Origin of the sequence: Mucilaginibacter sp. UR6-11 (assembly GCF_020880695.1) — a bacterium.
GTDB lineage: Bacteria > Bacteroidota > Bacteroidia > Sphingobacteriales > Sphingobacteriaceae > Mucilaginibacter.
In genome coordinates this window covers 393,044-416,317 of sequence record NZ_JAJIWO010000003.1, presented here as the reverse complement: position 1 = coordinate 416,317, position 23,274 = coordinate 393,044, and the positions used below count along the sequence as shown (strand labels likewise).

The following is a 23,274-nucleotide window of genomic DNA, read 5'->3' as shown; positions in this document are numbered from 1 at the left end:
TGCCGCCGTCATTAATGCTCCGCATCCAGCTGCGCTGTCAGGGCTTGTTGATGAAAGCTGTTGATCCTGTTGGTTAGCTCTTCAAATGATACCTCGCCGGCTACTCCGCAATCGTAAAGGTGAAAGAAAACAGATGGTTTAAGGCTTTCAAAATAGTCAATCAACGCGCACGAGTAAATTATCTGGCATGGGCCCTTGATGTTTTTTATCAGGCGTTCAATGCCCTTCTCCACCGTAATTTCAGTAGTATGATTGGATATTAATTGTCCCTGCGGGAAAACAACTACCAGGTTTTCTTTGTCGTTTAACAGGTTTGCGGCGTACTGTAAGGACTTTATCATTTCGCGCGAGGTACGGTTAATAGAAAACCCGCCGAACAGGTTAAGCATCATCCGCTTGCGCAGATGATCTTCCTGCATCATGATATAGAGTTTGCGTTTAAGGTGCCAGTAAGCCAGGTAATTGCCCCACAAGCCGTCCCACCAGCTAAAGTGATTGCAGAGCAATAATATAGAATGGCCCTCCTTAGGTTCAAAAGGCATAACCACCAGCCGGTTAAAATAGCTGCGCATCCTAAAACGCATATAATAAGCAAACCAGTTGCTAAATAAGTTTACTCTGCGTGCAGGTATCATGGCGCTAAATTTACTAAATATTCATCCAATGCGGGTATCACCAGCCAGTGGCCCAGTTCAACTTCATGTACTTCCGGATCAGCTAATAAATTAATAAACGGCATAGCGGCTTTTTTGGGGAACAATTCGTCATGCCGGCCAAATATCAGCCGGCATTTTATTTTATGCTGATTGATGAGATGTGCCGTTTTAACAACATCGGGCACCAGTAATTTTATTAAATTAAGGGTATAATAAACGTCAAGACGTTTTTGTTCGGTATCCATTTCGCTGTAGGCTATCTGGTACAGGCTTTCATCAATAAAACCTACTTTACGAAGGTTTTTAAGCAACGCCGGCGCTAACCATTTGCTCTTGGTCACTTTATTAAAAAGGTATTTGCCCCAGCCGCGGTTTCGCAACAGTTCAAAGCCTTTGTAAACTGAAAGCCCGTCAGGCGCCATCAATATAATTTCGTCTATCAGGTCTGCGTATTCTTCAACCAATATCAGCGCTAAATTAGCGCCGATGGAGTAGGCCATTACCGAAAAACGTTGCCGGCCATACTGCTTAAACCATTCCTCAACATATTCAAAAACCATAGCTTTGGGCATGCCGGCCAGGATCTGCGCTTCGGTCCAGTTAGCTAATTTGCTTTCACCATGAAAAAAATGGTCAAAGCCATACACATGATATTTTTTTAAAACAGATTGACTTAGCACATGAAATTGCTTTCCGGTCATTCCATAGCCGTGAAATGCCAGCATGGGCCTTTGTCCCTCGCCATATTCATGAAAATGTATTTTGCCTAAGTTTGAAATTTGTAAAAAGCCCATCAAGAATATGCTATATAATTGACAATCGCATCGGTAGCGCCGGTATGTTCGGCTACGTAAGTTTTTGCCTTATTGGTTGCCGCTGCATAGTGGGTTTCATTACCAATCAAATCAGCCACTACTTTTTTTAGCCCGGCCTCATCACTAACACTAAAACCGGCACCAAGTTTTATCAGATCCTTAGCTTCTTTAAATTTATTATAGTTAGGGCCAAATATCACTGGTAAACCAACGGCAGCAGCTTCCAGTGTATTGTGTATGCCGGCGCCAAAGCCACCGCCAATAAAGGCAATGTCTGCATATTGATATAAAGACGACAGCATACCAATGTTGTCGATAATTAAGACTTGAGTAGTGAGTGGTGGGTTTTGAGCGGTAAGTTTTGAGTAACGCTGGGCGGCGTTTTGAGGCAAAAGGCCTGTTAGGTTATTTATTTTCTCTTCGCTTATCTCGTGCGGGGCGATAATGAATTTCCAATCGGGGTATTGGGTAATTAACCCGGCAATTAACCGCTCATCAGCAGGCCAGGTACTGCCGGCTATGAAGAGCTTCTGGCCATCTTTAAACCCGCTGATCGCGGACAGGTCTTTTGGTTGTTGCGCATTCGCCCAAACGCGGTCAAAACGGGTGTCGCCGCTGACACTTACATTATTGATGTTTAGGGATTGCAGTAGATGTTTTGACTCCTCATCCTGCACAAAAAAATGACTTACAAAACTTAACATCTTACGATGTAAGCCGCCGTACCATTTAAAAAACACCTGTTCGGGCCTGAAAATGCCCGAGATAATGTATAATGGTATCCGGCGTTTATTAAGCTCGTTAAAAAAATGATACCAATACTCATACTTGGTAAATATTGCCAAAGCCGGATTAACGGTGTTTATAAACTCTTGTGCATTTTGTGCGGTATCCAGCGGGAGATAATAAACCGCATCGGCAAGCGGTGTATTTTTTCTGATCTCGTACCCCGATGGTGAGAAAAAAGTAACAACGATCTTGCTTTGAGATTGCATGGCTCTAAATCGTTCCAAAACCGGGCGCCCTTGTTCAAACTCGCCAAGCGATGCAAAATGAAACCAGACACTTTGATTAAAAGCGGTATATTTAACATGTTGGCGTCCTGTTATCCAAAGGCGCGCCTTGCTGTTGAAAGCCGAAAAAAGTAAAATCAGGGTATAGTAGATGCGTAACCCTAAGTTATATAATAATAACATTTTAAATGCGAAATCAGTATCTTCGCCGGGATAAATATAATAACAATATAAACAAATACTTTTGTGAAAATAGCTGTAGTAGGAACGGGATACGTCGGTTTGGTTACCGGAACTTGTTTGGCCGAAACCGGCAACCAGGTTATATGTGTTGATATAAACGAGAAAAAGGTAAAAATGATGCAGGAAGGCAAATTGCCTATTTACGAGCCTGGATTAGAGTTGCTTTTTACCCGAAATATTAATCAGGGCCGCCTGCATTTTACCAGCAATCTTGCTGAAGCCATTAAAGAAGCGAAGATTATATTCCTTGCTTTGCCCACGCCTCCGGGTGGTGATGGCTCCGCCGATTTGAGTTATGTATTAGGTGCAGCAAAAGACATCGCAAAACTGATCAGTGAGTATAAAGTGATCGTAACCAAGTCTACCGTTCCGGTTGGTACGGCCGACAGGATTACCGCAGTGCTTAATGAGCATACCGATGTTGAGTTTGCAGTGGTATCAAACCCTGAATTTTTGCGTGAAGGCGTAGCTGTTGAGGATTTTATGAAGCCCGACCGTATTGTTATTGGTACGTTAGATGAGCGCGCACGTAAATTAATGGGCGAATTATACTCGCCTTATGTGCGCCAGGGTAATCCTATTATTTATATGGATCAGCGTTCGTCAGAGTTAACTAAATATGCTGCTAACGCTTTCCTGGCGACAAAAATTTCATTCATGAATGAAATTGCGAACCTATGTGAACTGGTTGGCGCCGATGTTGACATGGTTAGGCGAGGCATTGGTGCCGATGACAGAATAGGCCGCAGATTTTTATTTTCAGGCATAGGTTATGGTGGCAGCTGTTTCCCTAAGGATGTGCAGGCCCTGGCCAAATCAGCCAGGGAAATAAATTACGACTTTAAAATCTTAAACGCGGTGATGGATGTTAATGACATTCAGCGTAAAATATTGGTTGAGAAGGTAAAGAAATACTTTAACGGCGATTTGAAAAATAAGAAGTTTGCCATTTGGGGCCTTGCCTTTAAGCCGGAAACCGACGATATACGCGAAGCGCCGGCGTTATATATTATTGATGAATTATTAAAGGAAGGCGCAACTGTGGCCGCGTTTGACCCGGAGGCTATGCCCAATGTCAAAACTCAGCTAGGGGATGTAATCGTGTATGCCGATAACCAGTACGATGCGTTGAAAGACGCAGACGCGTTATTGATATTAACAGAATGGTCGGTATTCCGCACCCCGGATTTTGACCAGTTAGAGTCGCTTTTAAAGGCAAAAGTTATTTTTGACGGCCGTAACCTGTACGACATTCAGAAAATGATTGATTGCGGATATTATTATAACAGCATAGGTAGAAAAGTAGTAAGCTAATGGCACGTAAACGTATATTAATTACCGGGGCTGCCGGGTTTCTGGGTTCGCATTTATGCGATAGGTTTATTAAGGAAGACTATCATGTTATTGGTATGGATAACCTGATAACCGGCGACCTGCGCAATATTGAGCATTTGTTTAAATTGGAAAATTTTGAGTTTTATAACCATGATGTATCCAAGTTTGTGTACGTACCCGGCGAACTGCATTATATCCTGCATTTTGCATCGCCGGCCAGCCCTATTGACTACTTAAAAATACCTATCCAAACCTTAAAAGTAGGTTCATTAGGTACGCATAATTTATTGGGCCTGGCCAGATCAAAAAAATCCAGGATGCTTATTGCTTCCACGTCCGAAGTTTATGGCGACCCAAATGTTAATCCCCAACCCGAAGAATACTGGGGCAATGTTAACCCGGTTGGCCCGCGTGGCGTGTATGATGAGGCGAAACGTTTCCAGGAGGCTATTACGATGGCTTATCATACTTTTCATGGACTGGAAACCCGGATAGTGCGCATATTTAACACCTATGGCCCGCGGATGCGCTTAAACGACGGCCGGGTACTTCCCGCCTTTATTGGCCAGGCTTTACGTGGTGAATCATTAACCATGTTTGGTGATGGCTCTCAGACACGGTCTTTTTGTTATGTTGATGATTTGATAGAAGGGATTTATCGTTTATTGCACAGCGACTATGCACAGCCCATGAATATTGGTAACCCCGATGAAATTACTATCCGCCAGTTTGGTGAAGAAATCATCAAGCTAACCGGGACCGATCAGCAACTGATCAGCCTGCCGTTGCCGACCGACGACCCAAAGCAGCGCCGGCCCGATATTACAAAAGCCAGGGCAATTTTAGGCTGGGAGCCTAAAGTGTCAAGAAGCGAGGGTTTAAAAATAACTTACGAGTATTTCAAATCATTGCCTGAAAAGGAGATACAACACAAGGATTTTACTTATTATAATAAAAATTAATGGCAAAGATATTAGTAACGGGTGGTTTAGGTTTTATCGGTTCACATACCGTTGTTGAGTTGGTAAACTCAGGATACGAGCCGATTATTGTTGATGACCTTTCAAACTCTGATCCTAAAATAATAGATCAGCTGGCTAAAATCATAGGGTACAAACCGCCCTTTTACAAACTTGATCTTTGCGACGAACAGGGGGTAAAAGAATTAGCCGTTAAAGAACCGGATATTGCGGGTATTATTCATTTTGCAGCTTTTAAAGCAGTTGGCGAGTCGGTTCAACAGCCAATAAAATATTATCGCAATAATTTTTATTCGTTGCTTAACGTGTTGAATGCCTTTGATGGTAGACCGGTAAATTTTGTTTTCTCGTCAAGCTGCACCGTTTACGGGCAACCTGATAAATTGCCGGTTACAGAAAGTGCGCCGGTTAAAGCTGCCGAGTCGCCTTATGGAAATACCAAACAAATAGCCGAAGAGATATTAACTGACATGCAAAAAGCAGGAAGCAGCTATAAAGTGATCTCCTTGCGCTATTTCAACCCGGTAGGAGCGCATAGCTCCGGATTAATTGGCGAGCTGCCTATTGGGGTGCCTCAAAATCTGGTGCCATTTATAACGCAGACCGCCATTGGCAAACGTGAAAAAATTACGGTTTTTGGTAATGACTACAATACACCTGACGGCAGTTGCATCCGCGATTATATTCATGTGGTTGACCTGGCAAAAGCACACGTGGCAGCTTTAAAATTAATGGAGACTGAAACTTTTAAGGGCTACGATGTTTTTAATATTGGTACAGGTCAAGGTAGCTCGGTACTACAGGTTATACATGCCTTTGAGCAATCAACCGGCCAAAAATTAAATTACCAGATAGGCCCGCGCCGCGATGGTGATGTAGAGCAGGTTTGGGGCGATGTAAGCAAATCGAAAAATATTTTGAAATGGCAGACAGAATTGAATCTGGATGTCATGATGCAATCAGCCTGGGAATGGGAGAAATATATTGCCCAAAATCCATTATAATGATGAAAAAAATAATAATAACCGGGGGCGCAGGGTTTATAGGCTCGCACGTAGTGCGCAGGTTTGTAAAAAATTATCCTGAATACAGTATTATCAATCTGGACAAATTAACCTACGCAGGCAATCTGGCAAACCTCAGAGATATTGAAAATGCATCAAATTATAAATTCATAAAAGGCGATATCGTTGATTTGCCGTTTATTCATCAGCTTTTTGCGGACGAGCAACCCGACGCAGTTATACATTTGGCGGCCGAGTCGCATGTGGACAGGTCAATAACCAATCCGTTGGATTTTGTTATGACCAACGTTGTCGGTACCGTAAATTTATTAAACGCAGGCCGCGAAATTTGGAAGGGGCAATATGATAAAAAACGTTTCTACCACGTATCAACCGATGAAGTTTACGGAACTTTAGGCGAAGAGGGGATGTTTACTGAAGAAACTGCGTATGACCCCCATTCGCCATATTCAGCTTCAAAAGCCAGTTCAGACCATTTTGTCCGGGCTTATTATGATACTTATGGCATGGATACGGTAATATCCAATTGCTCAAATAATTATGGTTCTTTTCATTTTCCGGAAAAGTTAATACCATTGGCAATTCATAATATCCAGCAGCAGAAACCTGTCCCGGTTTATGGTAAAGGCGAGAACATCAGGGATTGGTTATGGGTTGAAGACCATGCGCGCGCAATCGACCTGATATTTCATAAAGCGGCTACCGGCACTACCTATAATATCGGCGGCCATAATGAGTGGAAAAATATCGATTTGATTAGAACGCTTTGCCGCATTATGGATAGGAAACTGGGCAGGGCCGAAGGCGAATCGGAAAAATTGATAACCTTTGTTACCGACAGGGCCGGCCATGATTTGCGTTATGCTATTGATGCAACCAAGCTTAAAAATGAATTGGGATGGGTGCCAAGTATTACGTTTGAAGAAGGACTGGAGAAAACGGTAGACTGGTATTTGGCGAACGAAGAATGGTTAACCGATGTAACATCAGGTCATTATCAGCAATATTATAAAGAACAATATAACAGCCTTTAGATGTTAAATTTCTTTAAGAAGAAGGAAGAAAAAAAAATCGCGGCTTTCAATTATGATTTGATAGCAGTTGACATGCACTCGCATGTTTTACCCGGGATTGATGATGGCGCACAAACCGTTGAAGAGTCTGTGTACCTGATAAAGAAAATGATGGATGTTGGCATCAAAAAGATTATTGCCACCCCGCATATCATGGTTGATTTTTACAGGAATACACCCGAAACAATAAATGGTGCGCTTGAAATACTGAAAGCCGAATTAAAAAAGCAAAATATCGACATAGAAATTGAAGCTGCTGCCGAACACTATTTTGATGAAACTTTTGAGAAAAGGGTTGAAGAAAAAAAATTAATGACCATGGGCGATAACTACGCCCTTTTTGAATATTCATTTATAAGCCCGCCACCTAACGCATTTGAGGTTATTCAAAAAATGATGGAATGGGGTAGTTACAAACCAATTTTAGCGCATCCCGAAAGATATCCGTACATGACGGTTGAAGAGATGGCAAACCTGCGTGGCTGGGGTTGTAATATGCAGTTAAATACAATATCATTAACAGGCTATTATGGCAAGGATGTAAAGAAAAAAGCCGAGAGTATGGTTGACAATGATATAGTTGATTTTATATCAAGCGATATGCACCATCCAAAACATGCCGCCGCTTTTAAAGATGCACTTAATTATCCGCACCTGGAAAAACTGCTCTTTAATTATCCGCTTAAAAATATAATGCTGAAGTAGCGCTTAATGTGCAGTTACGAAGATCGGCACATTATTTAAACTACTCATATCTTAATGCCTCAACCGGGTCAAGTTTTGAGGCTTTTTTTGCCGGATAAAATCCTGACAGCAATCCAATTAAGGTGCACAAGGCAATAGCCGAAAGCAGCCACAACCAAGGTATAATGAATTTACCGCTTATTTGTACCGCTATAAGGTTACCAACAGCCATACCTAATATAATACCCAGCACGCCGCCGATCAGGCATATTACTATGGCTTCAATTAAAAATTGCTTACGTATAACCGCAGGGGTAGCGCCAATAGCTTTTCTGATGCCAATTTCGCGGGTGCGCTCGGTAACCGACACCAGCATAATATTCATCAGGCCTATAGCCGCGCCAATTAAAGTAATTATGCCAATGCCAAAACCGGCATACGTCATCCCGGTTAACTGACCTGACAGTTGTTGTTGAACAGAGTCGCTGCGGGTTATTTCAAAATTATCGGCACTGCCAACATTTAGTCCGCGGATATTCCTGAATAGCGAGGTAGCTTCGCCAATACTGGCGTCAAAGCCGCCCCCGTTGGTAACCATCACCGTAACAGCAAATGATGGATTTGAAATGGCGGCTATTTGTTTAGCCTTTAATATGGGTATAGTACATAGCCTGTCGCCGCCGCCAAAGCCGGCGCTTGATCCCTTTGGCGCAAAAACACCAATGATCCTGAATTTATTGCTGCCTATAAAAATTGATTTATTGATGGGGTCCTGGTTTTTAAAAAGCTTGGTTTTTATTTCATCACCTATAATGGTCACGTTGGCGCCATACTCCAGCTCGGTTCCTGAAAAATTACGGCCAAGGCCCAGTTTGTAGCCATTGGTCAATAAATAATTTTCATTAGTGCCGGTTACGGTAACGTTTGGATTTGTTTTTTCACTGCCATATTTAACAATAGCGGCACCTGATATATCCAGGTTTATGGCGACGAGGGCAGGTAATTTATAAAGCGTTTTAAAACGCTGGGCCTGATCGTAGCGTATAGAAGGATAACGTTTTCGGTGCCCCCCGTTGCCAAAACTAACTCCCGATCCGCGGTTTTGTATGGTGAATGAATTTGCGCCGAGGCTTGAAAAAGCATCAGTGGTGTATTGTTTTATACCTTCAATAGCGGTTAAAATGCCCACCAAAGCCATAATGCCGATAGCGATAATTAATGAGGTAAGCGAAGTGCGTAGCCGATTTCCGGCTATTGATTGTAAGGCTATGGATATATTTTCTTTAAGCGTGGTTTTTACCGGCATGGTATAAATATAAAAACTTGAATATAAGATTATATATATGCGGGTTTGTTACAAGTGTCGTTAAATGAAACTGACACGCCTTAAAATTAGTTATTAATTTTTTTTAAATATTTACGAACAATTTGTTTTGCAGGTAACTCAATAAATGAATAAACTAAAGCGGCAATGGCAATTAATATTAATATGGATAAACCAAGAAAGATTGACGGATTTGAAACGTGAAAAAGATGACAACACCATATATATACCGGATACTGTAAAATATAAATACAATAACTTATTTCGCCCAGGTAAATAAATACAGGCTTCGAAAAAAAAGAAGCTATATAACCTTTATTTAACGATAGGAATAATATGAATGGCGCAAAGATTATTACCAGTAATCCATTATGCAGGTTAACAGGTAACTTAAGCCCATATGATTTAATTAATGGTAACAATAAACAAGTTACTCCAGCTAGTGCAAAAAATATAATCATCGCATAATCAGTTTTAAAATACCTTTTATGTAAAAATTTCAGATAAATGAACCCTAATAAATTGCCTGTTAAAAACTCATTTAAATGTATTACCGGGCTGTAAAAAATAAAGTTCCTAGACAGATCTGACAATGTGCTTAAATGAATCGATAAAAAATAACAGGCAATTTGTGATAGTAACCATATTGCTATAATTGCAAAACATAGCTTTGTTAAACTATTTTTTAAGTAAAATCTATTATACAAAAAAGGGAATAATAAATAAAAAAACATCTCGACTGATAATGACCAATCCGGTAGATTATAGGATAGTAAATGACCAGGTATCATTGATTGTACTAAAAATATCTCTGAAAGTAACCTTTGAAAGATTATAGGGCTTACAAAAAAAAGCATACCACAAAGTGCCAATAGGTATATCGGATAAATTTTGGCAAACCTGTTGATGTAATAGTTTTTTATATCAATCCGTTTATCACCATGATGGTAGGCCACGATCATCACAAAGCCCGATAAACAAAAAAAATAACTTACTGCAACATTGAAGTTATTTAAAAGTACAAACAAAAAGCCCGTGTTAAAAGGATAGGTGCCTTTTCCAAAATGAAATATAACGATACCAATAGCTGCGATAAACCGGGTAAAGGTTAGTTGGTCAATCTTCATTAGTTTTGAAATTGTTAAACTAAACGCCAAGATAAAATAATAAGGCTAATAAATATTAAATTCACCATTTAATTGGAAATATCATGAAAACCCTCAAATCAATTTTTGTAGCGCTATTATTAACGACAATAACTATCTGCGCAAAGGCACAAGCAACAAATGCCGCTATAAACAATGTGGTAACCGCCTATTTAGATGTAAAAAATGCGTTGACCGCAGATGACGGCGCTACGGCAGCAGCAAAAGCTAAAATGTTAGCCGGCCAGATCAACGCGGTTAAGGCTGCTGATCTGTCGCCGGTACAACAAGGCACCTGGAAAAACTATGTTGATAAACTGAGTTTTGATAGTCGTCATATCAGCGAAACTACGGCTATTGACCATCAGCGCGAACATTTTGCATCACTGTCAAAAAACATGTATGCCGTTTTAAAAGCAGTTAAGGTAAACAACGAAACGCTTTACCTGCAATATTGCCCCATGAAAAAAGCGGGCTGGTTAAGCAATAAGCCCGAAATTGAAAATCCCTATTTTGGCAAGAGCATGCCCAACTGTGGCAGCGTAAAAGAAACATTGAAGGCGACGAAGTAGCGGTGGAGAGCCGGCAGAATCGCCGTAAATAAAAACAGCCAGCAATCAGCACCCGTTTGGGTCCTGGTTCCTGGCTGTTATATTTTTATACTTAAGAAGGATTATACTGAAAACGAGGTGCCGCAGCCACAAGTGCTGGCAGCATTAGGGTTGGCAAAGGTAAATCCACGGGCGTTTAAGCCATCCTGGAAATTTATTTCCATCCCCATCAAATACATGCCATGGGCTTTATGCATAAAAACACGAAGGCCATTGATCATAAATTCCTGATCGCCTTCTTTTTTCTGGTCGAAACCCAAAACATAGCTCATGCCAGAACAGCCACCACCTTCCACACCAATGCGCAGGCCAAAATCGTCGCCAATTTCTTGCTGATCTTTTAATTTATGAAGTTCTTTAACGGCACCCTCTGTAAGGGTAACCGGTGCAGGTGCAATTTCAACAGCAGTACTCATCTTATTTTTAATTAACTACACAAATATAAGGTAAAATGCGGATTTTTGTTTCAGCAGCATTATTTATGACCTGCGCCTAACATTAACTAACACCAATGATACTGTATTCTTATTTATTAGACATTGTAAAATATACCGTTTCCGGCCTTGGGGTGGTATGGATAGCCTTTTATTTATTAAAGCCCTATCTTGACCGGTCTGAGAATATGCAGCTTATCGAATTAAAAAAAACGATCAGTAACCAAACGCTGCCATTGCGCCTCCAGGCCTATGAGCGGGTGGTGCTGTTTATTGAACGGATCAACCCTTCTAATCTGCTTATCCGGTTAAATAACCCGGATTACCAGGCTGCCGAATTATATATGCTGATAGTTGCCGAGCTGCGCAATGAATACCAGCATAACGTTACCCAGCAAATTTATGTAAGTACCAATACCTGGGCCATCGTAAAACGCCTGAAAGATGAAACCCTGGGCGTAGTTAATAACGCCATAAAAAACCTGCCCGAAACGGCTACCGGTCTTGAGCTGAGTAAAATGATATTGGCACAGGTAAACCAGTCTGAAAATAATCCTTATGAAATTGGTCTTAACCTTATCCGTAAGGAACTTGAAGAGTTATTTTAACAGCTATGGCGGGTAAGCGGGTAACAACGTCGGGTATTGAAATTAAGGAAGTATATACCGGGCCTTCAAACATGAATGAATTGCCCGGCGAGTTTCCGTATACCCGCGGGATCCAGAAAGACATGTACCGGGGCAGGCCCTGGACGATGCGTCAATACGCAGGTTTCTCAACCGCCGAAGAGTCAAACAAGCGCTACCATTATTTACTGAGCCAGGGCACCATGGGCCTGTCAGTTGCTTTTGACCTGCCCACACAGATCGGTTATGACTCTGACCACGAGCTTGCCGATGGCGAAGTTGGGAAGGTTGGCGTAGCTATTGATTCGCTGCAGGATATGGAATTGTTGTTTGAGGGGATTGCGCTAAAAGACATCACCACCTCCATGACCATTAATGCTACGGCGCCAATTTTGCTGACGATGTATATTGCGCTGGCAAAAAAGCAGGGGGCAGACCTGCAGCAATTATCAGGCACGGTGCAAAACGATATACTGAAAGAATATGCCGCGCGCGGTACTTATATCTATCCGCCCGGCCCGTCTATGCGGTTAATTACGGACGTGTTTGAATATTGCAGTAAGGAAGTGCCTAAGTGGAACACGATATCTATCTCCGGCTATCATATCCGTGAAGCCGGGTCGACCGCCGTACAAGAGCTGGCATTTACTTTAGCTAATGGCAAGGCCTATTTAAAAGCCGCCTTAAGTAAAGGATTAGACATTAATGTTTTCGCCAAACGGCTTTCCTTCTTTTTTAATTGCCATAATAATTTTTTTGAAGAGATAGCCAAGTTCAGGGCCGCGAGGCGGATGTGGGCACACATCACCAAAGAGTTGGGGGCCACAGATGCCGGGGCGCAAAAATTGCGCTTTCATACCCAGACAGGTGGCTCAACGCTTACCGCGCAGCAACCTATGAATAATATTGTGCGTGTAACTAACCAGGCGCTGGCGGCAGTGCTGGGCGGCACACAGTCATTACATACCAATGGTTATGACGAGGCTATCGCTTTACCCACAGAGGCCGCCGCAAAGATAGCCCTGCGTACCCAGCAGATCATCGCTTTTGAAAGTGGCGTGACCGACACGGTTGACCCATTGGCGGGATCATACTTTATAGAGGCATTGACCGACGAGCTGGAGGCTGCCGCCCAGCAATACATAGATAAGATAGATGCTATGGGCGGATCGGTGAAAGCTATTGAGCAGGATTACATTCAGCAGGAAATAGCCGCGTCCGCCTACCAGTATCAAAATGAAATTGAAAGTGGCGAAAAGGTAATTGTGGGCGTAAATAAATTTATACAGGAAGAACCACCCTTAACCAATGTGTTTAGGGTTGATGACGCGATAAGGATACACCAAACCGAAAAGTTGAACGACCTAAAGAACCGGCGTGATAACATCGCGATAGCCAATAACCTGCAGCAACTGAAAGCAGCAGCAGCAGGTACAGAAAACCTGATGCCCTTTATACTGGCAGCCGTTGAAAGCTACGCTACCCTGGGCGAAATTGCAGACACCCTGCGCGCCGTTTTTGGCGAATATTAAAAGTGATTTGCCTGTAAGTAAATCTATCTAAAAAGTAGTACTTGCTAAAATTACCCCGACAGCAATTAATTGTTAAGAAGCCGTTAAGCCGTAAAATTTGAGTTAAATAATAATAAAGTGGCAAAAACGGCTCAAAACGCAATGTTTGGTATTAAAAGGGATATAACGGCGGTTGGGTCATGCGTAATATAGCTTTTAATCTTATAAATCATACAAAATTCCGGGCACTATTTTTGAAATTTATTTTTATAAAAAGTGAAAAAAGAATTTTTTAATTCGCTTTTTTTCTGAATATTCGATGTTCCGTAGCAATCCCAATTAATGTGTCGCTGGGGGTTGAAAATCAATCTTTTACTAAATACTATATGGAAAAAACTTGTACTACCGTCTGGAATAGCTGCCTTCAAATCATAAAAGACAACATACCTGCGCAAAGCTTTAAAACTTGGTTCGAGCCAATAAAAGCTTTACGTATGGAGGGAAGCGTCCTTACGATACAAGTACCTAGTTTATTCTTTTACGAGTGGCTTGAAGAACATTATGTGCAGCTATTGCGTAAAACAATAAAAAAACAATTGGGCGATGATGGCCGTTTAGAATATAATATTGTAGTTGAGCAGTCATCAACCAGCAAACCCTATACAACGAATATGCCTTCAAACGGAAATGGTGCGGAGTCAAAGAATCAGTCAATGCCGATTCCTATTTCTATAAATAAGGACATTAAGAACCCGTTTGTAATTCCCGGTTTAAAGAAATTGAATGTTGACCCGCAATTAAACCGTCAGTATACTTTTGAAAACTTTGTTGAAGGCGATTGTAACCGTTTGGCCCGCTCAGCCGGCTATGCTGTTGCTGCAAAACCGGGCGGTACTTCATTTAACCCGTTAATGATATATGGTGGTGTAGGTTTAGGTAAAACCCACCTTGCACAAGCCATTGGAAATGAAATTAAACGTTCATTACCCGATAAACTGGTACTATATGTATCATGCGAAAAATTTACACAGCAGTTTGTTGATGCGTTAAAGCATAATAACATCAATGATTTTGTGAATTTTTACCAGGCCATTGATGTACTGATCATGGATGATGTGCATAACTTTGCCGGTAAAGAAAAAACACAGGATTTCTTTTTTCATATCTTCAACCACCTTCACCAGTCGGGCAAGCAACTGATCATTACTTCTGACAAAGCGCCAAAGGACCTTGCCGGTTTAGAGGAGCGTTTGCTGTCAAGATTTAAATGGGGCCTGTCGGCCGATTTGCAGATCCCTGATCTGGAAACCCGCATGGCTATCCTTAAAAATAAAACTTACCAGGATGGTATTGAGCTGGGCGATGACGTGATTGAATACGTTGCGCACAATATTGACAACAACGTGCGTGAGCTGGAAGGCGCCATGGTGTCCCTGCTGGCACAATCAACCCTTAACCGCAAGGAGATTGACCTGAACCTGGCCAAGCAAATGCTGAAGAATTTTGTGAAAAACTCATCTAAAGAAATTTCGATGGAGTTTATCCAAAACCTGGTTTGCGAGTATTTTGAAGTGCCTATTGATATGGTGAAATCACAAACCCGCAAACGCGAAATTGTGCAGGCACGTCAAATATCAATGTACCTGGCCAAGGCGCATACCAAGAGCTCCCTAAAATCTATCGGCCATTTCTTTGGCGGCCGTGATCACTCAACGGTAATCTATGCCTGCCAAACTGTAGAGGATTTAATTGATACCGATAAAAAATTTAAAGGCTACGTAGCCGATATACAGAAGAAGCTAAAGATGTCATAAAACGGTATATCCCGCTATACTTTGATGAGTGCCATTGTGATTTAATCATGATGGCGTTTTTGTTTTAGGCGATTTACATATGCAGCTAATTAGTTAATTACACTATCTTAGTATATGAAGAAATTCGTCATACTTGCGGCCATTATCATTAATTGTTCCATCGCGCTAGCGCAACAAACAGCTGCCGACGCTGTTAAGCAAACCGTTAACACCATGTTTACCGCCATGCGTAAAGGCGATAGTACACTGTTACGCTCAACCTTCGCAAAGGGAATAGTGTTTCATAGCGTCGGAAATAAGAAGGATGGCAGCACAGTACTTACAACCGAAAACCCCGACGAGTTTATAAAAGCCGTGGGCACGCCGCACAAAGGCGTCTGGGATGAGCGCATTGTAATAACCGATGTGAAAATCGATGTTGCCCTGGCCAGTGTTTGGGCTCCGTATAAGTTTTACCTTGACGATAAGTTTAGCCATTGCGGCGTAGACGTTTTCCAGTTGATGAAAACTGCCGGTGGCTGGAAGATAATTTATATTGCAGATACCCGCCGAAAAGACAACTGTATAGAGTAATGTTTTTTTAAATACCGCTTTTATCAGGATTATTAAGTAAAATTGATAGTTGCTTTTAAGTGATATTATATCCCCCGCGTTAATGGCTATACATAAACCCAAACACATTATGCTTGTTGATGACGATCAGCTTTTTTTAAAGCTGATTGAACAGGTGTTTAAAAAATCAGGGTTTAACTGTACCATAGCCCCGTCTGCCGAAGCTGCTATTGAATTACTGAAAGAAGGTGCTGCGCCGGATATTATCCTGTCTGATTACGAAATGCTGAAAATGAACGGCTTTGAGTTTCGGCGTTATTTAATGAACGAACCTTTATTTAAGGACATCCCGTTTGTGTTTTTAACTTTTTTCTCGGACAAGGACCTGGTAGAAAAAGGGCTTGACCTGCAGGCGATTGACTACATCATAAAAGATACGCCTATCAATGTTATTGTATCTAAAGTAAACAACATACTTTTCGCTGTTGACAAGCAGCGCGAACTGTCTGAAAATGAGATCAAGAAAGCGGCGAAGTCGCTTAACATCAAATCAATACCTGTTAAACCGCCGGAGATAAAGGAATTTAAAGTTGATTTTTGGCACCAGGCTTATCAGGATATCCCGGGGGGCGACTTTATTGATTTTATAAAGGTTAATGACCGCTACAGCTTTATTGTGCTGGGCGATATTATGGGCAAAAAGTGGATGGCCTGGTTTTTTACATTCGGGTTTTTAAGCTATGTACGGTCGGCGGTGCGGTTTGCGGCTTTTAACAAGGAATATTCAACCTCAAAAATTTTGCAGCAGGTTAACAGCATTATTTGCTTTGATGAAGTGTTGAAAGATATTTTATCAAGCTTATCGTTGTTATTAATTGATAGCGAAACCAAACGCATCACCTACTCGGGCGCAGGAGATTTACCATTACTGCATTATAACCATGAAGCCGGCGACCTGAGCATGATCAGCTCATCGGGTTTGTTGCTTGGGTTGTTTGAAGAAGGTAATTACAGCGAGAAAGAGATCATATTAAAGCCCGGCGACAGGCTGTTTGTGTTTACTGACGGTATGATTGATTTTATTGATAAAACCGGCAAAAAGAGTGATTACAACCAGTTTTTAAAAACGCTTAACCCCTTTATGAGAAAAGAGAATAACTTTACGGATATTGCGGCAAACCTGTTTAGTAATAATTTAAGTGAACAGGTTGATGACCGCAGCATAATTAGCATATATAAAAATTAAGGTATGGTTAGTATATATAAAGAGCATGACAACGTTTTGCTGGTTAAGCTGGATATAAAAGAAGCCAGCCTTGAAAATGGCGATGCCTTTAAAACCGAGGTTATCAAACTTTTTGAGAAGTATCAAAAATCAATTGCGATAGATATGAGCGCTGTTGGATATATTGACAGCTCATTTTTAGGCTCAATGGTGTCTGCATTTAAGCATTTAATTGCCCTTAAGTCTGAACTTTTATTGATTGGGCTAAGTAAAGACATAACTAACCTTTTTGCGCTAACCAGGTTAGATAAAGTTTTTAAGATATATAATACTTTTGACGATATTACTTAAGCAGGAAATACATGGCTCAACCGGTTAGCAAACAGTTTATATTACCCAATACCAGGCAATCCATCAAATCCTCGGTGCAGGAACTGCTTGATTTTGTAATTAATCATTTGCCTGCGCATATTGATAAAGAAGTAATCAGTTTTAAAATAGAGGTGATATTAATCGAGCTGTTAACTAACGGTATCAAGCATGCCGGTACCAAAGAAACCCTCCTGGATATTACCATCGATGATAAAAGCATCAACATAGATAAAAGCGATTTTGGCAACCGCTACCAGCCGGGTAACATTACTTCATTGCTTATTCATGATTCCGGCTATAAAGAATTGTTAACTAAAGACGGCCTGCACAGCATGTATGCAGTGGTTGAAAACGACACCCGGATAAAGTTTGTATGCGAGGAAGAGGGGGATGATGATACAGTTATAGATGTAAGTAATTTAATGGAACATTTCGGCCTGCTCATCATCACCAAAGCATCTGATAATTTTACGTACACCTATAATATCGAGCTGGGCCTTAATACCTTTAGTGTACTGCTGGTATTAGATGGCTCACCGTTTTAAAACCTGGTAATCCCACTACACTTTAGCTTTGTCAGCATTTACGGGGTAGTGTCCGGGTCTTTATTTTCGATATGCTTTTCGGATTTAACCTCGCCGTCGATAATGGTCCTTTCGAAATCTTTCTCGTCTTTACGGTCGCGCCTGATAAGCCACCTGATCAATATCACGATCGCCAGAAACAATAAGCCAACTAACCAATAATTAACATCTACAGTCATTTTTATAATAATGCGTTTAATTGCACTATAAATTTAAACCATACATATTAAACCAGGGTTACGGTGCAATTAATATTTAAGCAATCCTTAACGTGCGCTAGCGCAGCCTGGCCAGCGCTTCTTTTATCCTCGGGATGGCCTGTTCAATGTCCTGCAGGGTACATACGCCAACCGACGCCCTGAACCAGTTAACATCGTCATCAGTACCAAAAGCAGAGAACGGAACAAAAGCAATGCCCGCCTCTTTTATCAGGTAAAAATTAATATCGGCAGAGTTTGAAATCCTGGTGCCGTCCGGCGTTATTTTCCCCGTGTAATCAATCTTTAGCGTAAGGTAAATTGCACCCATAGGAGCAATGGAGTCAACCTGGAAGCCTTCGGTCTTTAATTGCTGAAAGCCGTTATGTAAGGCATTTAAGCTTGCCTGAACTCTTGATTTAAGCTTGTCCAGGTAAGTATTAACCGCGGCATCTTCCACAATGTATTTTGCCATTGCCACCTGTTCTGCCTTCGGCGCCCACGCACCCATATGGCCCACAATGGCTTTCATGTTATTTATAATAGCTTCCGGGCCAAAGCCCCAACCCACACGTACGCCTGTGGCCGCAAAGCACTTAGAGGCGCCATCAATAAAGATAACATAATCCTTAAGCTCCGGGCGTAAAGTAACGGGGTCAAAATGCTGGTTATCGCCAAATGTTAATTGCGAATAGATCTGGTCATATAAAAAATACAGTGGTTTATCGCCGGCTGCACGGGTTTTGTTTTCGGCAATTACCAGGTCGCAGATCTCTTCCAGGTCCTTTTTATGGAACATGGTGCCCGTAGGGTTCAATGGCGAGCATAAAGCCAGCAGGGCCGCGCCCTTAATATGGGGGCGCAGATCGTCGGCCGTAGGCATAAAATTGTTTTCGGCTTTGGTTTGTACCATTACGCCTTTGGCTTTAAGCAAATCGCAGTAATGGTTATTGTTCCACGATGGCGCCGGGAAAACCACCTTGTCGCCCTCGTCAACAACCGCCAGGTAAGTGGCGTATATCAATGGCCTTGATCCGCCCGAAATCAAGATCTCGTTAGGTTGATAGGTCAGCCCCAAACGGTTCTTTAAAAAAGACGAAACGCTTTGGCGCAGTAATAACACACCATCGGCAGGCGGATAGTTGGTTTGGTTAGCTGCATAAGCATCAACTATGCCTTGCTTTAACTCGTCAGGTATAGGATAGATATCCGAGTCGTAATCGCCTATGGTAAGGTTGGCAATATTTTGGCCCTGGCGTTTTAATTCGTTGATCTCGCCGGCTATTTTGATAATTTCAGAGCCGCGAAGATTTTCAGCTAATGCAGATACTTTCATTTTGAACTTGTAGTAAAAGGGTAAAGGTATTTATTTAAGGTTAAAGGTAAAAGGCGAAAGGTAAAAGGTTTGTAATAAATACACCTTTTACCTTTCGCCTTTTATACTTCAGTCTTATTAGTTTTATCCCGGAAGGGGCTTACGCAATTTAATTATTCTAACTAAATGCATAAATTTCATTACCGGGTAAACCGGGTCAAACTCATACCATTTAGCGGCAAAGTTTGAGTTATTAGGGCGTTTATGATGATTGTTTTGAAACAATTCGCCTAACATTAAAAAATCCAAAGGGATAGAATTTTTAGATTTATCGCCATTGTCAAAATTTGAGTAGCCGTATTTATGACCGCACCAGTTTACAATAGCTCCGTGTATGGGGCCCATCATAAAGTGGATCGGCAATAATAAAAACATCCACCAATGGGTAGCAAAGGCCACATAAAAGGCTATATAGCCAGCACCAAATAATAGTCTTGATATAATGGTTGATCCCCAGTAATCCAACAAACGCCACTCGGGGTAGTTGCCTTTAAACTGAGCTTCGGGTTCCTTTAACCGTTTTTCATACAGCTTATAGCTTAGTGCGGTGCGCCACATCATCTGGAAAACATCCCTGAAAAAATAAGGCGAATGCGGATCCTTCTCCGTATCGCTGTAAGCATGGTGCTCGCGGTGCATAATTGCATACGCACGCGGGTTTAAATAAGATGAACCCTGGCAAATAAACGTTAACATATGGAATATGCGCTCGTTAATTTTATGGGTGCTAAACATTTTATGTGATGCGTACCGGTGAAGAAAAAATGTTTGGAAAAATAATGACAGGAACCAGTGTGCCAGAAAGAATATTAATATGATCACGAATTGATATGGATTTGTATATAGTATATTATAATAACGGCAAAGATACCATTTTAGTTTTTATCGCTAATAAACTTATTATTAAATTAATATGCGGCCCTGCCGGAACCTGCGCCAGATAAAGTATAATCTGACGAAAAATAGGTTTAAAATAGATATACCGACTTATAGGTCTTTTTTTGAAACTATAATTGGAAGTGTAAATAATTAGAGTTAGATTTATAGCATACAAAGAAATGGGCGTGAAACCCCATAGATACTTGACAGATACCTTTCCCGATCAGCATTTTTGCTGTCTTATTAGTCTTAGCCGTTAACTTCCGTTGTATATTAATCAGTAAAAAATATTTTTTTATTATCAATACCTATCTAAACCTGATCACAATACAACCGCCCGGAAGTTAGCTCCCGGGCGGTTTTTTTTATTGAAATTCAGTTTTCTTTGCAACTATAAGCATTTATCTAAACCTGTATCATTTTGAGAAAAGTTAAAAAAAAAGTGCGTTTTGGCACTGTAATGCTGGCCTTATTACTTGCCGGCCTTATCAGCGGCTGCGCAAAAAAAGCCATTGATCCACATTGGGGTGCTGGCGACGATTCGGGCGTGAATGACTCCACTCTGCCTGTGTTATATGATTTTACGCCAAAAAGCGGCCTGGGCAATACGGTTATAAAAATATCAGGAAAAGATTTTGATACATCCCCGGGTAATACTGTCGTATTTATAAATGATCTTCGGTTAGCTATCAGCTCAGTCACGTCGACCGAAATTGTGGCAACAATACCTGCAAAAGCAAATACCGGTAAACTGGTTATCGGTAACGGCAACTCGACCTTTCAATCAGAGGTTAATTTTACGGTGATGTATGCGTCTTCTGAGAATTTTTTTACACTGGGTATTACCAGTATTAAACATTTTGGTTTAGACCGGCAGGGTGTTGGTTATGGTGATAATGGTACCAGCATTTATAAAATCGGGGCAAATGGCATTACGACATTGATGATGAATCCCGGTACGGATTTTAAAGCTATATCAGATTTTACAATGTTGCCTATCGGTGATATTTATGTAGCTAACCAGGGTAATTTTAATATCGCTAAAATAACACCGGAAAGAGTAACAACTGTATTTGCCGGCGACGGCACCGAAGGTTATGCTGACGGCCCCGGCAAAACTGCAAAATTTAGCGCAATTACCGGGATTGCTCATGACATATTGGGTAATTTATACGTTAACGATGCCCATAGGGTACGAAAAATATCCGCCACGGGCGTGGTTACAACTATTGCAGGAAATGGTACCGACGGATATGTCGACGCAAAGGGTGCCAACGCCCAATTTGGTTCGTTAGAAGGCATAGTGGTTGATGAAGAGGGCACTATCTATGTCACAGATCGTAAATATCGGAATATACGCCGCATCTCAGCCGATGGCGTGGTAACCACCCTGGCCGGCGGCGGTGCCGCGGGTTTTGCAGATGGTACGGGCACTGCAGCTCAATTCAGTAATCCAAGACAGTTAGCAATTGACCTGGCTGGCAATATATGGGTCACTGATGAAAACAGCTCGATACCTTTATATGAAGTGCGTGTGATCAATAAATTCGGGGTGGTGACAACCTTTATAAAAGGGATGTCAAATAACGGCGTGCTTACCGGGTCGGCAGTTAGTGCCACCGTAAATTCGCCGCTTGGATTAACTTTTGACCTGGCAGGTAATTTATACATCGCCAATACCGGCGCGGGTATTGTCAGTAAATTAACCTTCAGGCCGATTTAGTAAAAAACTATACCTGCTATTAATTATAATAAAGACCGCCGGGACTAGCCCGGTCGGTTTTTACTATAGTTCAAACAGGTCTGCCAATAACTTATAGGATTTTAGCCTGTCGTCAAAATCTTCGGCAATGGTTACGGCAATAATTTCATTAACACCATAGCTTTCTGCCAATTGGGTTAAGCGGGCTTTTACCATTGCCGGTGTACCGGCAACTACGCGCTGACGGTTGTAGCGCATGCGGTCCTGCTCCTGGAGCGTATATTCGGTATCTTTTATTTCCGCATAACCAAAAGGGGATAGGCCGAGCCCTTTTTCAAACTGAATAAACCGGTGGTCCATTACCGCTTTGTGCTGCATTACCTTTTCTTCGTCTTCCGAGCAAAAAACAAATATGGCCATGTTGGCTTCGGGTTGCTGTAAATCCTGCGACGGTTGAAAGCGGTCCTTATATGCCTGTACCGCCTGCGGGCCGCCTACCGGATTAATAAAGTGCGCGAAAGAAAAGCCCATGCCAAAATGGGCCGCAAATAAACCGCTTTGCCCGCTTGAACTTAGCAACCACATTGCCGGTACGGTTTGTACCTGCGGTATGGCCCGTATTTTTTGCCGGATAGTGCCCGGATCGGCCGTGTCGTGAAAATAGTGGCGCAGGTCAGCCAGCTGCTCTACAAAGTCCTGTTCGGCAAAATGGTTTGACGGGTTTAATATCGAAGCAGTAATGCGGTCGGTCCCCGGTGCGCGGCCCATGCCCAGATCAACACGGCCGGGTGCCAGCGCTTCCAGCATCCTGAAATTTTCGGCAACTTTCAGGGTACTGTGATTAGGCATCATGATCCCGCCGGACCCAACCCTGATATTTGTAGTTTGCGATGCCAGGTAGGCTATCAGCACTTCGGGCGTAGAGCCTGCAAGGCTGCCGGTATTGTGATGTTCTGATACCCAAAAGCGGGTAAAGCCTAATTGATCTGTATATTTTGCTAACGCGATGGTTTCCTGTACGGCCTGTTCGGCAGTGACGCCCATTCTGATTGGCGACTGGTCCAGTACGCTTAGTTTGATTTTATTTGTATCCATAGTG

At 41.9% G+C, this 23,274-nt stretch carries 24 protein-coding genes; 14 read left to right on the top strand and 10 right to left on the bottom strand.

Annotated elements, in window-relative coordinates; translation table 11 throughout:
- Positions 1-11: 11 nt before the first annotated feature.
- The 3 genes from LJ658_RS10770 to LJ658_RS10760 are packed head-to-tail and all read right to left on the bottom strand — an operon-like array spanning position 12 to position 2,667.
- Entirely contained in the window at positions 12-635 is a 624-nt protein-coding gene (locus LJ658_RS10770; protein WP_230546510.1) for a lysophospholipid acyltransferase family protein, read from the bottom strand.
- A complete protein-coding gene (locus tag LJ658_RS10765; protein ID WP_230546509.1) occupies positions 632-1,450 on the bottom strand; it encodes an alpha/beta fold hydrolase in 819 nt (272 codons plus the stop codon). Before LJ658_RS10765 ends, LJ658_RS10770 begins: the two co-directional genes overlap by 4 nt.
- Positions 1,450-2,667: a 3-deoxy-D-manno-octulosonic acid transferase gene (locus LJ658_RS10760; RefSeq protein WP_230546508.1), complete on the bottom strand. Its 1,218-nt coding sequence runs from the start codon at positions 2,665-2,667 to the stop codon at positions 1,450-1,452. Before LJ658_RS10760 ends, LJ658_RS10765 begins: the two co-directional genes overlap by 1 nt.
- Before the next feature lie 63 nt (positions 2,668-2,730).
- Between LJ658_RS10760 and LJ658_RS10755 the strand changes: the two genes are divergently transcribed.
- From LJ658_RS10755 to LJ658_RS10735, 5 genes are read left to right on the top strand one after another with little or no spacing between them, the layout of a single operon-like run.
- Positions 2,731-4,041: a UDP-glucose/GDP-mannose dehydrogenase family protein gene (locus LJ658_RS10755; RefSeq protein ID WP_230546507.1), complete on the top strand. Its 1,311-nt coding sequence runs from the start codon at positions 2,731-2,733 to the stop codon at positions 4,039-4,041.
- The gene (locus LJ658_RS10750; protein ID WP_230546506.1) at positions 4,041-5,024 is read left to right on the top strand and encodes a UDP-glucuronic acid decarboxylase family protein; all 984 of its coding nucleotides are present in this window, start codon (positions 4,041-4,043) and stop codon (positions 5,022-5,024) included. Before LJ658_RS10755 ends, LJ658_RS10750 begins: the two co-directional genes overlap by 1 nt.
- Positions 5,024-6,046, top strand: a complete 1,023-nt coding sequence (galE, locus tag LJ658_RS10745) for a UDP-glucose 4-epimerase GalE (protein WP_230546505.1) — start codon at positions 5,024-5,026, stop codon at positions 6,044-6,046. The genes LJ658_RS10750 and galE overlap by 1 nt, the downstream gene beginning before the upstream one ends.
- A 2-nt stretch (positions 6,047-6,048) precedes the next feature.
- Positions 6,049-7,101 carry a dTDP-glucose 4,6-dehydratase gene (rfbB, locus tag LJ658_RS10740; protein WP_230546529.1) on the top strand — a complete coding sequence of 351 codons (1,053 nt, stop codon included), beginning with the start codon at positions 6,049-6,051 and terminating at the stop codon, positions 7,099-7,101.
- Entirely contained in the window at positions 7,102-7,845 is a 744-nt protein-coding gene (locus LJ658_RS10735; protein ID WP_230546504.1) for a tyrosine-protein phosphatase, read from the top strand. It begins immediately after the preceding gene.
- Positions 7,846-7,885: 40 nt separating this feature from the next.
- Here the strand turns inward: LJ658_RS10735 and LJ658_RS10730 are convergent, their stop codons facing one another.
- A complete protein-coding gene (locus LJ658_RS10730; protein ID WP_230546503.1) occupies positions 7,886-9,130 on the bottom strand; it encodes an ABC transporter permease in 1,245 nt (414 codons plus the stop codon).
- An 86-nt stretch (positions 9,131-9,216) separates the two neighbouring features.
- Positions 9,217-10,275: an acyltransferase gene (locus LJ658_RS10725; protein ID WP_230546502.1), complete on the bottom strand. Its 1,059-nt coding sequence runs from the start codon at positions 10,273-10,275 to the stop codon at positions 9,217-9,219.
- A gap of 83 nt (positions 10,276-10,358) precedes the next feature.
- Here LJ658_RS10725 and LJ658_RS10720 point away from each other — a divergent pair, with 83 nt between their 5' ends.
- Positions 10,359-10,865, top strand: a complete 507-nt coding sequence (locus tag LJ658_RS10720; protein WP_230546501.1) for a DUF3347 domain-containing protein — start codon at positions 10,359-10,361, stop codon at positions 10,863-10,865.
- A gap of 101 nt (positions 10,866-10,966) precedes the next feature.
- On the opposite strand, the gene LJ658_RS10715 is transcribed toward LJ658_RS10720, so the two are convergent.
- The gene (locus LJ658_RS10715; RefSeq protein ID WP_230546500.1) at positions 10,967-11,320 is read right to left on the bottom strand and encodes an iron-sulfur cluster assembly accessory protein; all 354 of its coding nucleotides are present in this window, start codon (positions 11,318-11,320) and stop codon (positions 10,967-10,969) included.
- Positions 11,321-11,415: 95 nt separating this feature from the next.
- Between LJ658_RS10715 and LJ658_RS10710 the strand changes: the two genes are divergently transcribed.
- From LJ658_RS10710 to LJ658_RS10680, 7 genes are all read left to right on the top strand, one after another.
- Complete coding sequence (locus tag LJ658_RS10710) at positions 11,416-11,946, top strand: hypothetical protein (protein WP_230546499.1); 531 nt, start codon at positions 11,416-11,418, stop codon at positions 11,944-11,946.
- 5 nt (positions 11,947-11,951) lie between these two features.
- On the top strand, positions 11,952-13,496 hold the full coding sequence (locus tag LJ658_RS10705) for a methylmalonyl-CoA mutase (protein ID WP_230546498.1): 1,545 nt from the start codon (positions 11,952-11,954) through the stop codon (positions 13,494-13,496).
- A 365-nt stretch (positions 13,497-13,861) separates the two neighbouring features.
- Complete coding sequence (dnaA, locus tag LJ658_RS10700) at positions 13,862-15,289, top strand: chromosomal replication initiator protein DnaA (protein WP_230546497.1); 1,428 nt, start codon at positions 13,862-13,864, stop codon at positions 15,287-15,289.
- Positions 15,290-15,403: 114 nt separating this feature from the next.
- The gene (locus tag LJ658_RS10695) at positions 15,404-15,862 is read left to right on the top strand and encodes a nuclear transport factor 2 family protein (protein WP_230546496.1); all 459 of its coding nucleotides are present in this window, start codon (positions 15,404-15,406) and stop codon (positions 15,860-15,862) included.
- Positions 15,863-15,944: 82 nt separating this feature from the next.
- On the top strand, positions 15,945-17,087 hold the full coding sequence (locus LJ658_RS10690; protein ID WP_230546495.1) for a SpoIIE family protein phosphatase: 1,143 nt from the start codon (positions 15,945-15,947) through the stop codon (positions 17,085-17,087).
- Positions 17,088-17,090: 3 nt separating this feature from the next.
- The gene (locus LJ658_RS10685; protein ID WP_230546494.1) at positions 17,091-17,417 is read left to right on the top strand and encodes an STAS domain-containing protein; all 327 of its coding nucleotides are present in this window, start codon (positions 17,091-17,093) and stop codon (positions 17,415-17,417) included.
- A gap of 11 nt (positions 17,418-17,428) precedes the next feature.
- A complete protein-coding gene (locus tag LJ658_RS10680; protein WP_230546493.1) occupies positions 17,429-17,983 on the top strand; it encodes a hypothetical protein in 555 nt (184 codons plus the stop codon).
- Positions 17,984-18,021: 38 nt separating this feature from the next.
- On the opposite strand, the gene LJ658_RS10675 is transcribed toward LJ658_RS10680, so the two are convergent.
- From LJ658_RS10675 to LJ658_RS10665, 3 genes are all read right to left on the bottom strand, one after another.
- On the bottom strand, positions 18,022-18,201 hold the full coding sequence (locus tag LJ658_RS10675; protein ID WP_230546492.1) for a hypothetical protein: 180 nt from the start codon (positions 18,199-18,201) through the stop codon (positions 18,022-18,024).
- 97 nt (positions 18,202-18,298) lie between these two features.
- Positions 18,299-19,555 (bottom strand): pyridoxal phosphate-dependent aminotransferase, encoded by a 1,257-nt coding sequence (locus tag LJ658_RS10670; protein ID WP_230546491.1) that lies wholly within the window; start codon positions 19,553-19,555, stop codon positions 18,299-18,301.
- A gap of 123 nt (positions 19,556-19,678) precedes the next feature.
- Complete coding sequence (locus LJ658_RS10665) at positions 19,679-20,416, bottom strand: acyl-CoA desaturase (protein ID WP_230546490.1); 738 nt, start codon at positions 20,414-20,416, stop codon at positions 19,679-19,681.
- Between the two features lie 478 nt (positions 20,417-20,894).
- On the opposite strand from LJ658_RS10665, the gene LJ658_RS10660 reads away from it, so the two are divergent.
- The gene (locus LJ658_RS10660; protein ID WP_230546489.1) at positions 20,895-22,196 is read left to right on the top strand and encodes an IPT/TIG domain-containing protein; all 1,302 of its coding nucleotides are present in this window, start codon (positions 20,895-20,897) and stop codon (positions 22,194-22,196) included.
- A gap of 63 nt (positions 22,197-22,259) precedes the next feature.
- On the opposite strand, the gene LJ658_RS10655 is transcribed toward LJ658_RS10660, so the two are convergent.
- Complete coding sequence (locus LJ658_RS10655; RefSeq protein WP_230546488.1) at positions 22,260-23,270, bottom strand: LLM class flavin-dependent oxidoreductase; 1,011 nt, start codon at positions 23,268-23,270, stop codon at positions 22,260-22,262.
- Positions 23,271-23,274: the final 4 nt, after the last annotated feature.

Excerpts from the sequence above, each read along its gene's own strand:
- LJ658_RS10770 (WP_230546510.1), bottom strand. The coding sequence starts at position 635 with ATGATACCTGCACGCAGAGTAAACTTATTTAGCAACTGGTTTGCTTAT.
- LJ658_RS10765 (WP_230546509.1), bottom strand. The coding sequence starts at position 1,450 with ATGGGCTTTTTACAAATTTCAAACTTAGGCAAAATACATTTTCATGAA.
- LJ658_RS10760 (WP_230546508.1), bottom strand. The coding sequence starts at position 2,667 with ATGTTATTATTATATAACTTAGGGTTACGCATCTACTATACCCTGATT.
- LJ658_RS10750 (WP_230546506.1), top strand. The coding sequence starts at position 4,041 with ATGGCACGTAAACGTATATTAATTACCGGGGCTGCCGGGTTTCTGGGT.
- galE (WP_230546505.1), top strand. The coding sequence starts at position 5,024 with ATGGCAAAGATATTAGTAACGGGTGGTTTAGGTTTTATCGGTTCACAT.
- rfbB (WP_230546529.1), top strand. The coding sequence starts at position 6,049 with ATGAAAAAAATAATAATAACCGGGGGCGCAGGGTTTATAGGCTCGCAC.
- LJ658_RS10735 (WP_230546504.1), top strand. The coding sequence starts at position 7,102 with ATGTTAAATTTCTTTAAGAAGAAGGAAGAAAAAAAAATCGCGGCTTTC.
- LJ658_RS10730 (WP_230546503.1), bottom strand. The coding sequence starts at position 9,130 with ATGCCGGTAAAAACCACGCTTAAAGAAAATATATCCATAGCCTTACAA.
- LJ658_RS10725 (WP_230546502.1), bottom strand. The coding sequence starts at position 10,275 with ATGAAGATTGACCAACTAACCTTTACCCGGTTTATCGCAGCTATTGGT.
- LJ658_RS10720 (WP_230546501.1), top strand. The coding sequence starts at position 10,359 with ATGAAAACCCTCAAATCAATTTTTGTAGCGCTATTATTAACGACAATA.
- LJ658_RS10715 (WP_230546500.1), bottom strand. The coding sequence starts at position 11,320 with ATGAGTACTGCTGTTGAAATTGCACCTGCACCGGTTACCCTTACAGAG.
- LJ658_RS10710 (WP_230546499.1), top strand. The coding sequence starts at position 11,416 with ATGATACTGTATTCTTATTTATTAGACATTGTAAAATATACCGTTTCC.
- LJ658_RS10705 (WP_230546498.1), top strand. The coding sequence starts at position 11,952 with ATGGCGGGTAAGCGGGTAACAACGTCGGGTATTGAAATTAAGGAAGTA.
- dnaA (WP_230546497.1), top strand. The coding sequence starts at position 13,862 with ATGGAAAAAACTTGTACTACCGTCTGGAATAGCTGCCTTCAAATCATA.
- LJ658_RS10695 (WP_230546496.1), top strand. The coding sequence starts at position 15,404 with ATGAAGAAATTCGTCATACTTGCGGCCATTATCATTAATTGTTCCATC.
- LJ658_RS10690 (WP_230546495.1), top strand. The coding sequence starts at position 15,945 with ATGGCTATACATAAACCCAAACACATTATGCTTGTTGATGACGATCAG.
- LJ658_RS10685 (WP_230546494.1), top strand. The coding sequence starts at position 17,091 with ATGGTTAGTATATATAAAGAGCATGACAACGTTTTGCTGGTTAAGCTG.
- LJ658_RS10680 (WP_230546493.1), top strand. The coding sequence starts at position 17,429 with ATGGCTCAACCGGTTAGCAAACAGTTTATATTACCCAATACCAGGCAA.
- LJ658_RS10675 (WP_230546492.1), bottom strand. The coding sequence starts at position 18,201 with ATGACTGTAGATGTTAATTATTGGTTAGTTGGCTTATTGTTTCTGGCG.
- LJ658_RS10670 (WP_230546491.1), bottom strand. The coding sequence starts at position 19,555 with ATGAAAGTATCTGCATTAGCTGAAAATCTTCGCGGCTCTGAAATTATC.
- LJ658_RS10655 (WP_230546488.1), bottom strand. The coding sequence starts at position 23,270 with ATGGATACAAATAAAATCAAACTAAGCGTACTGGACCAGTCGCCAATC.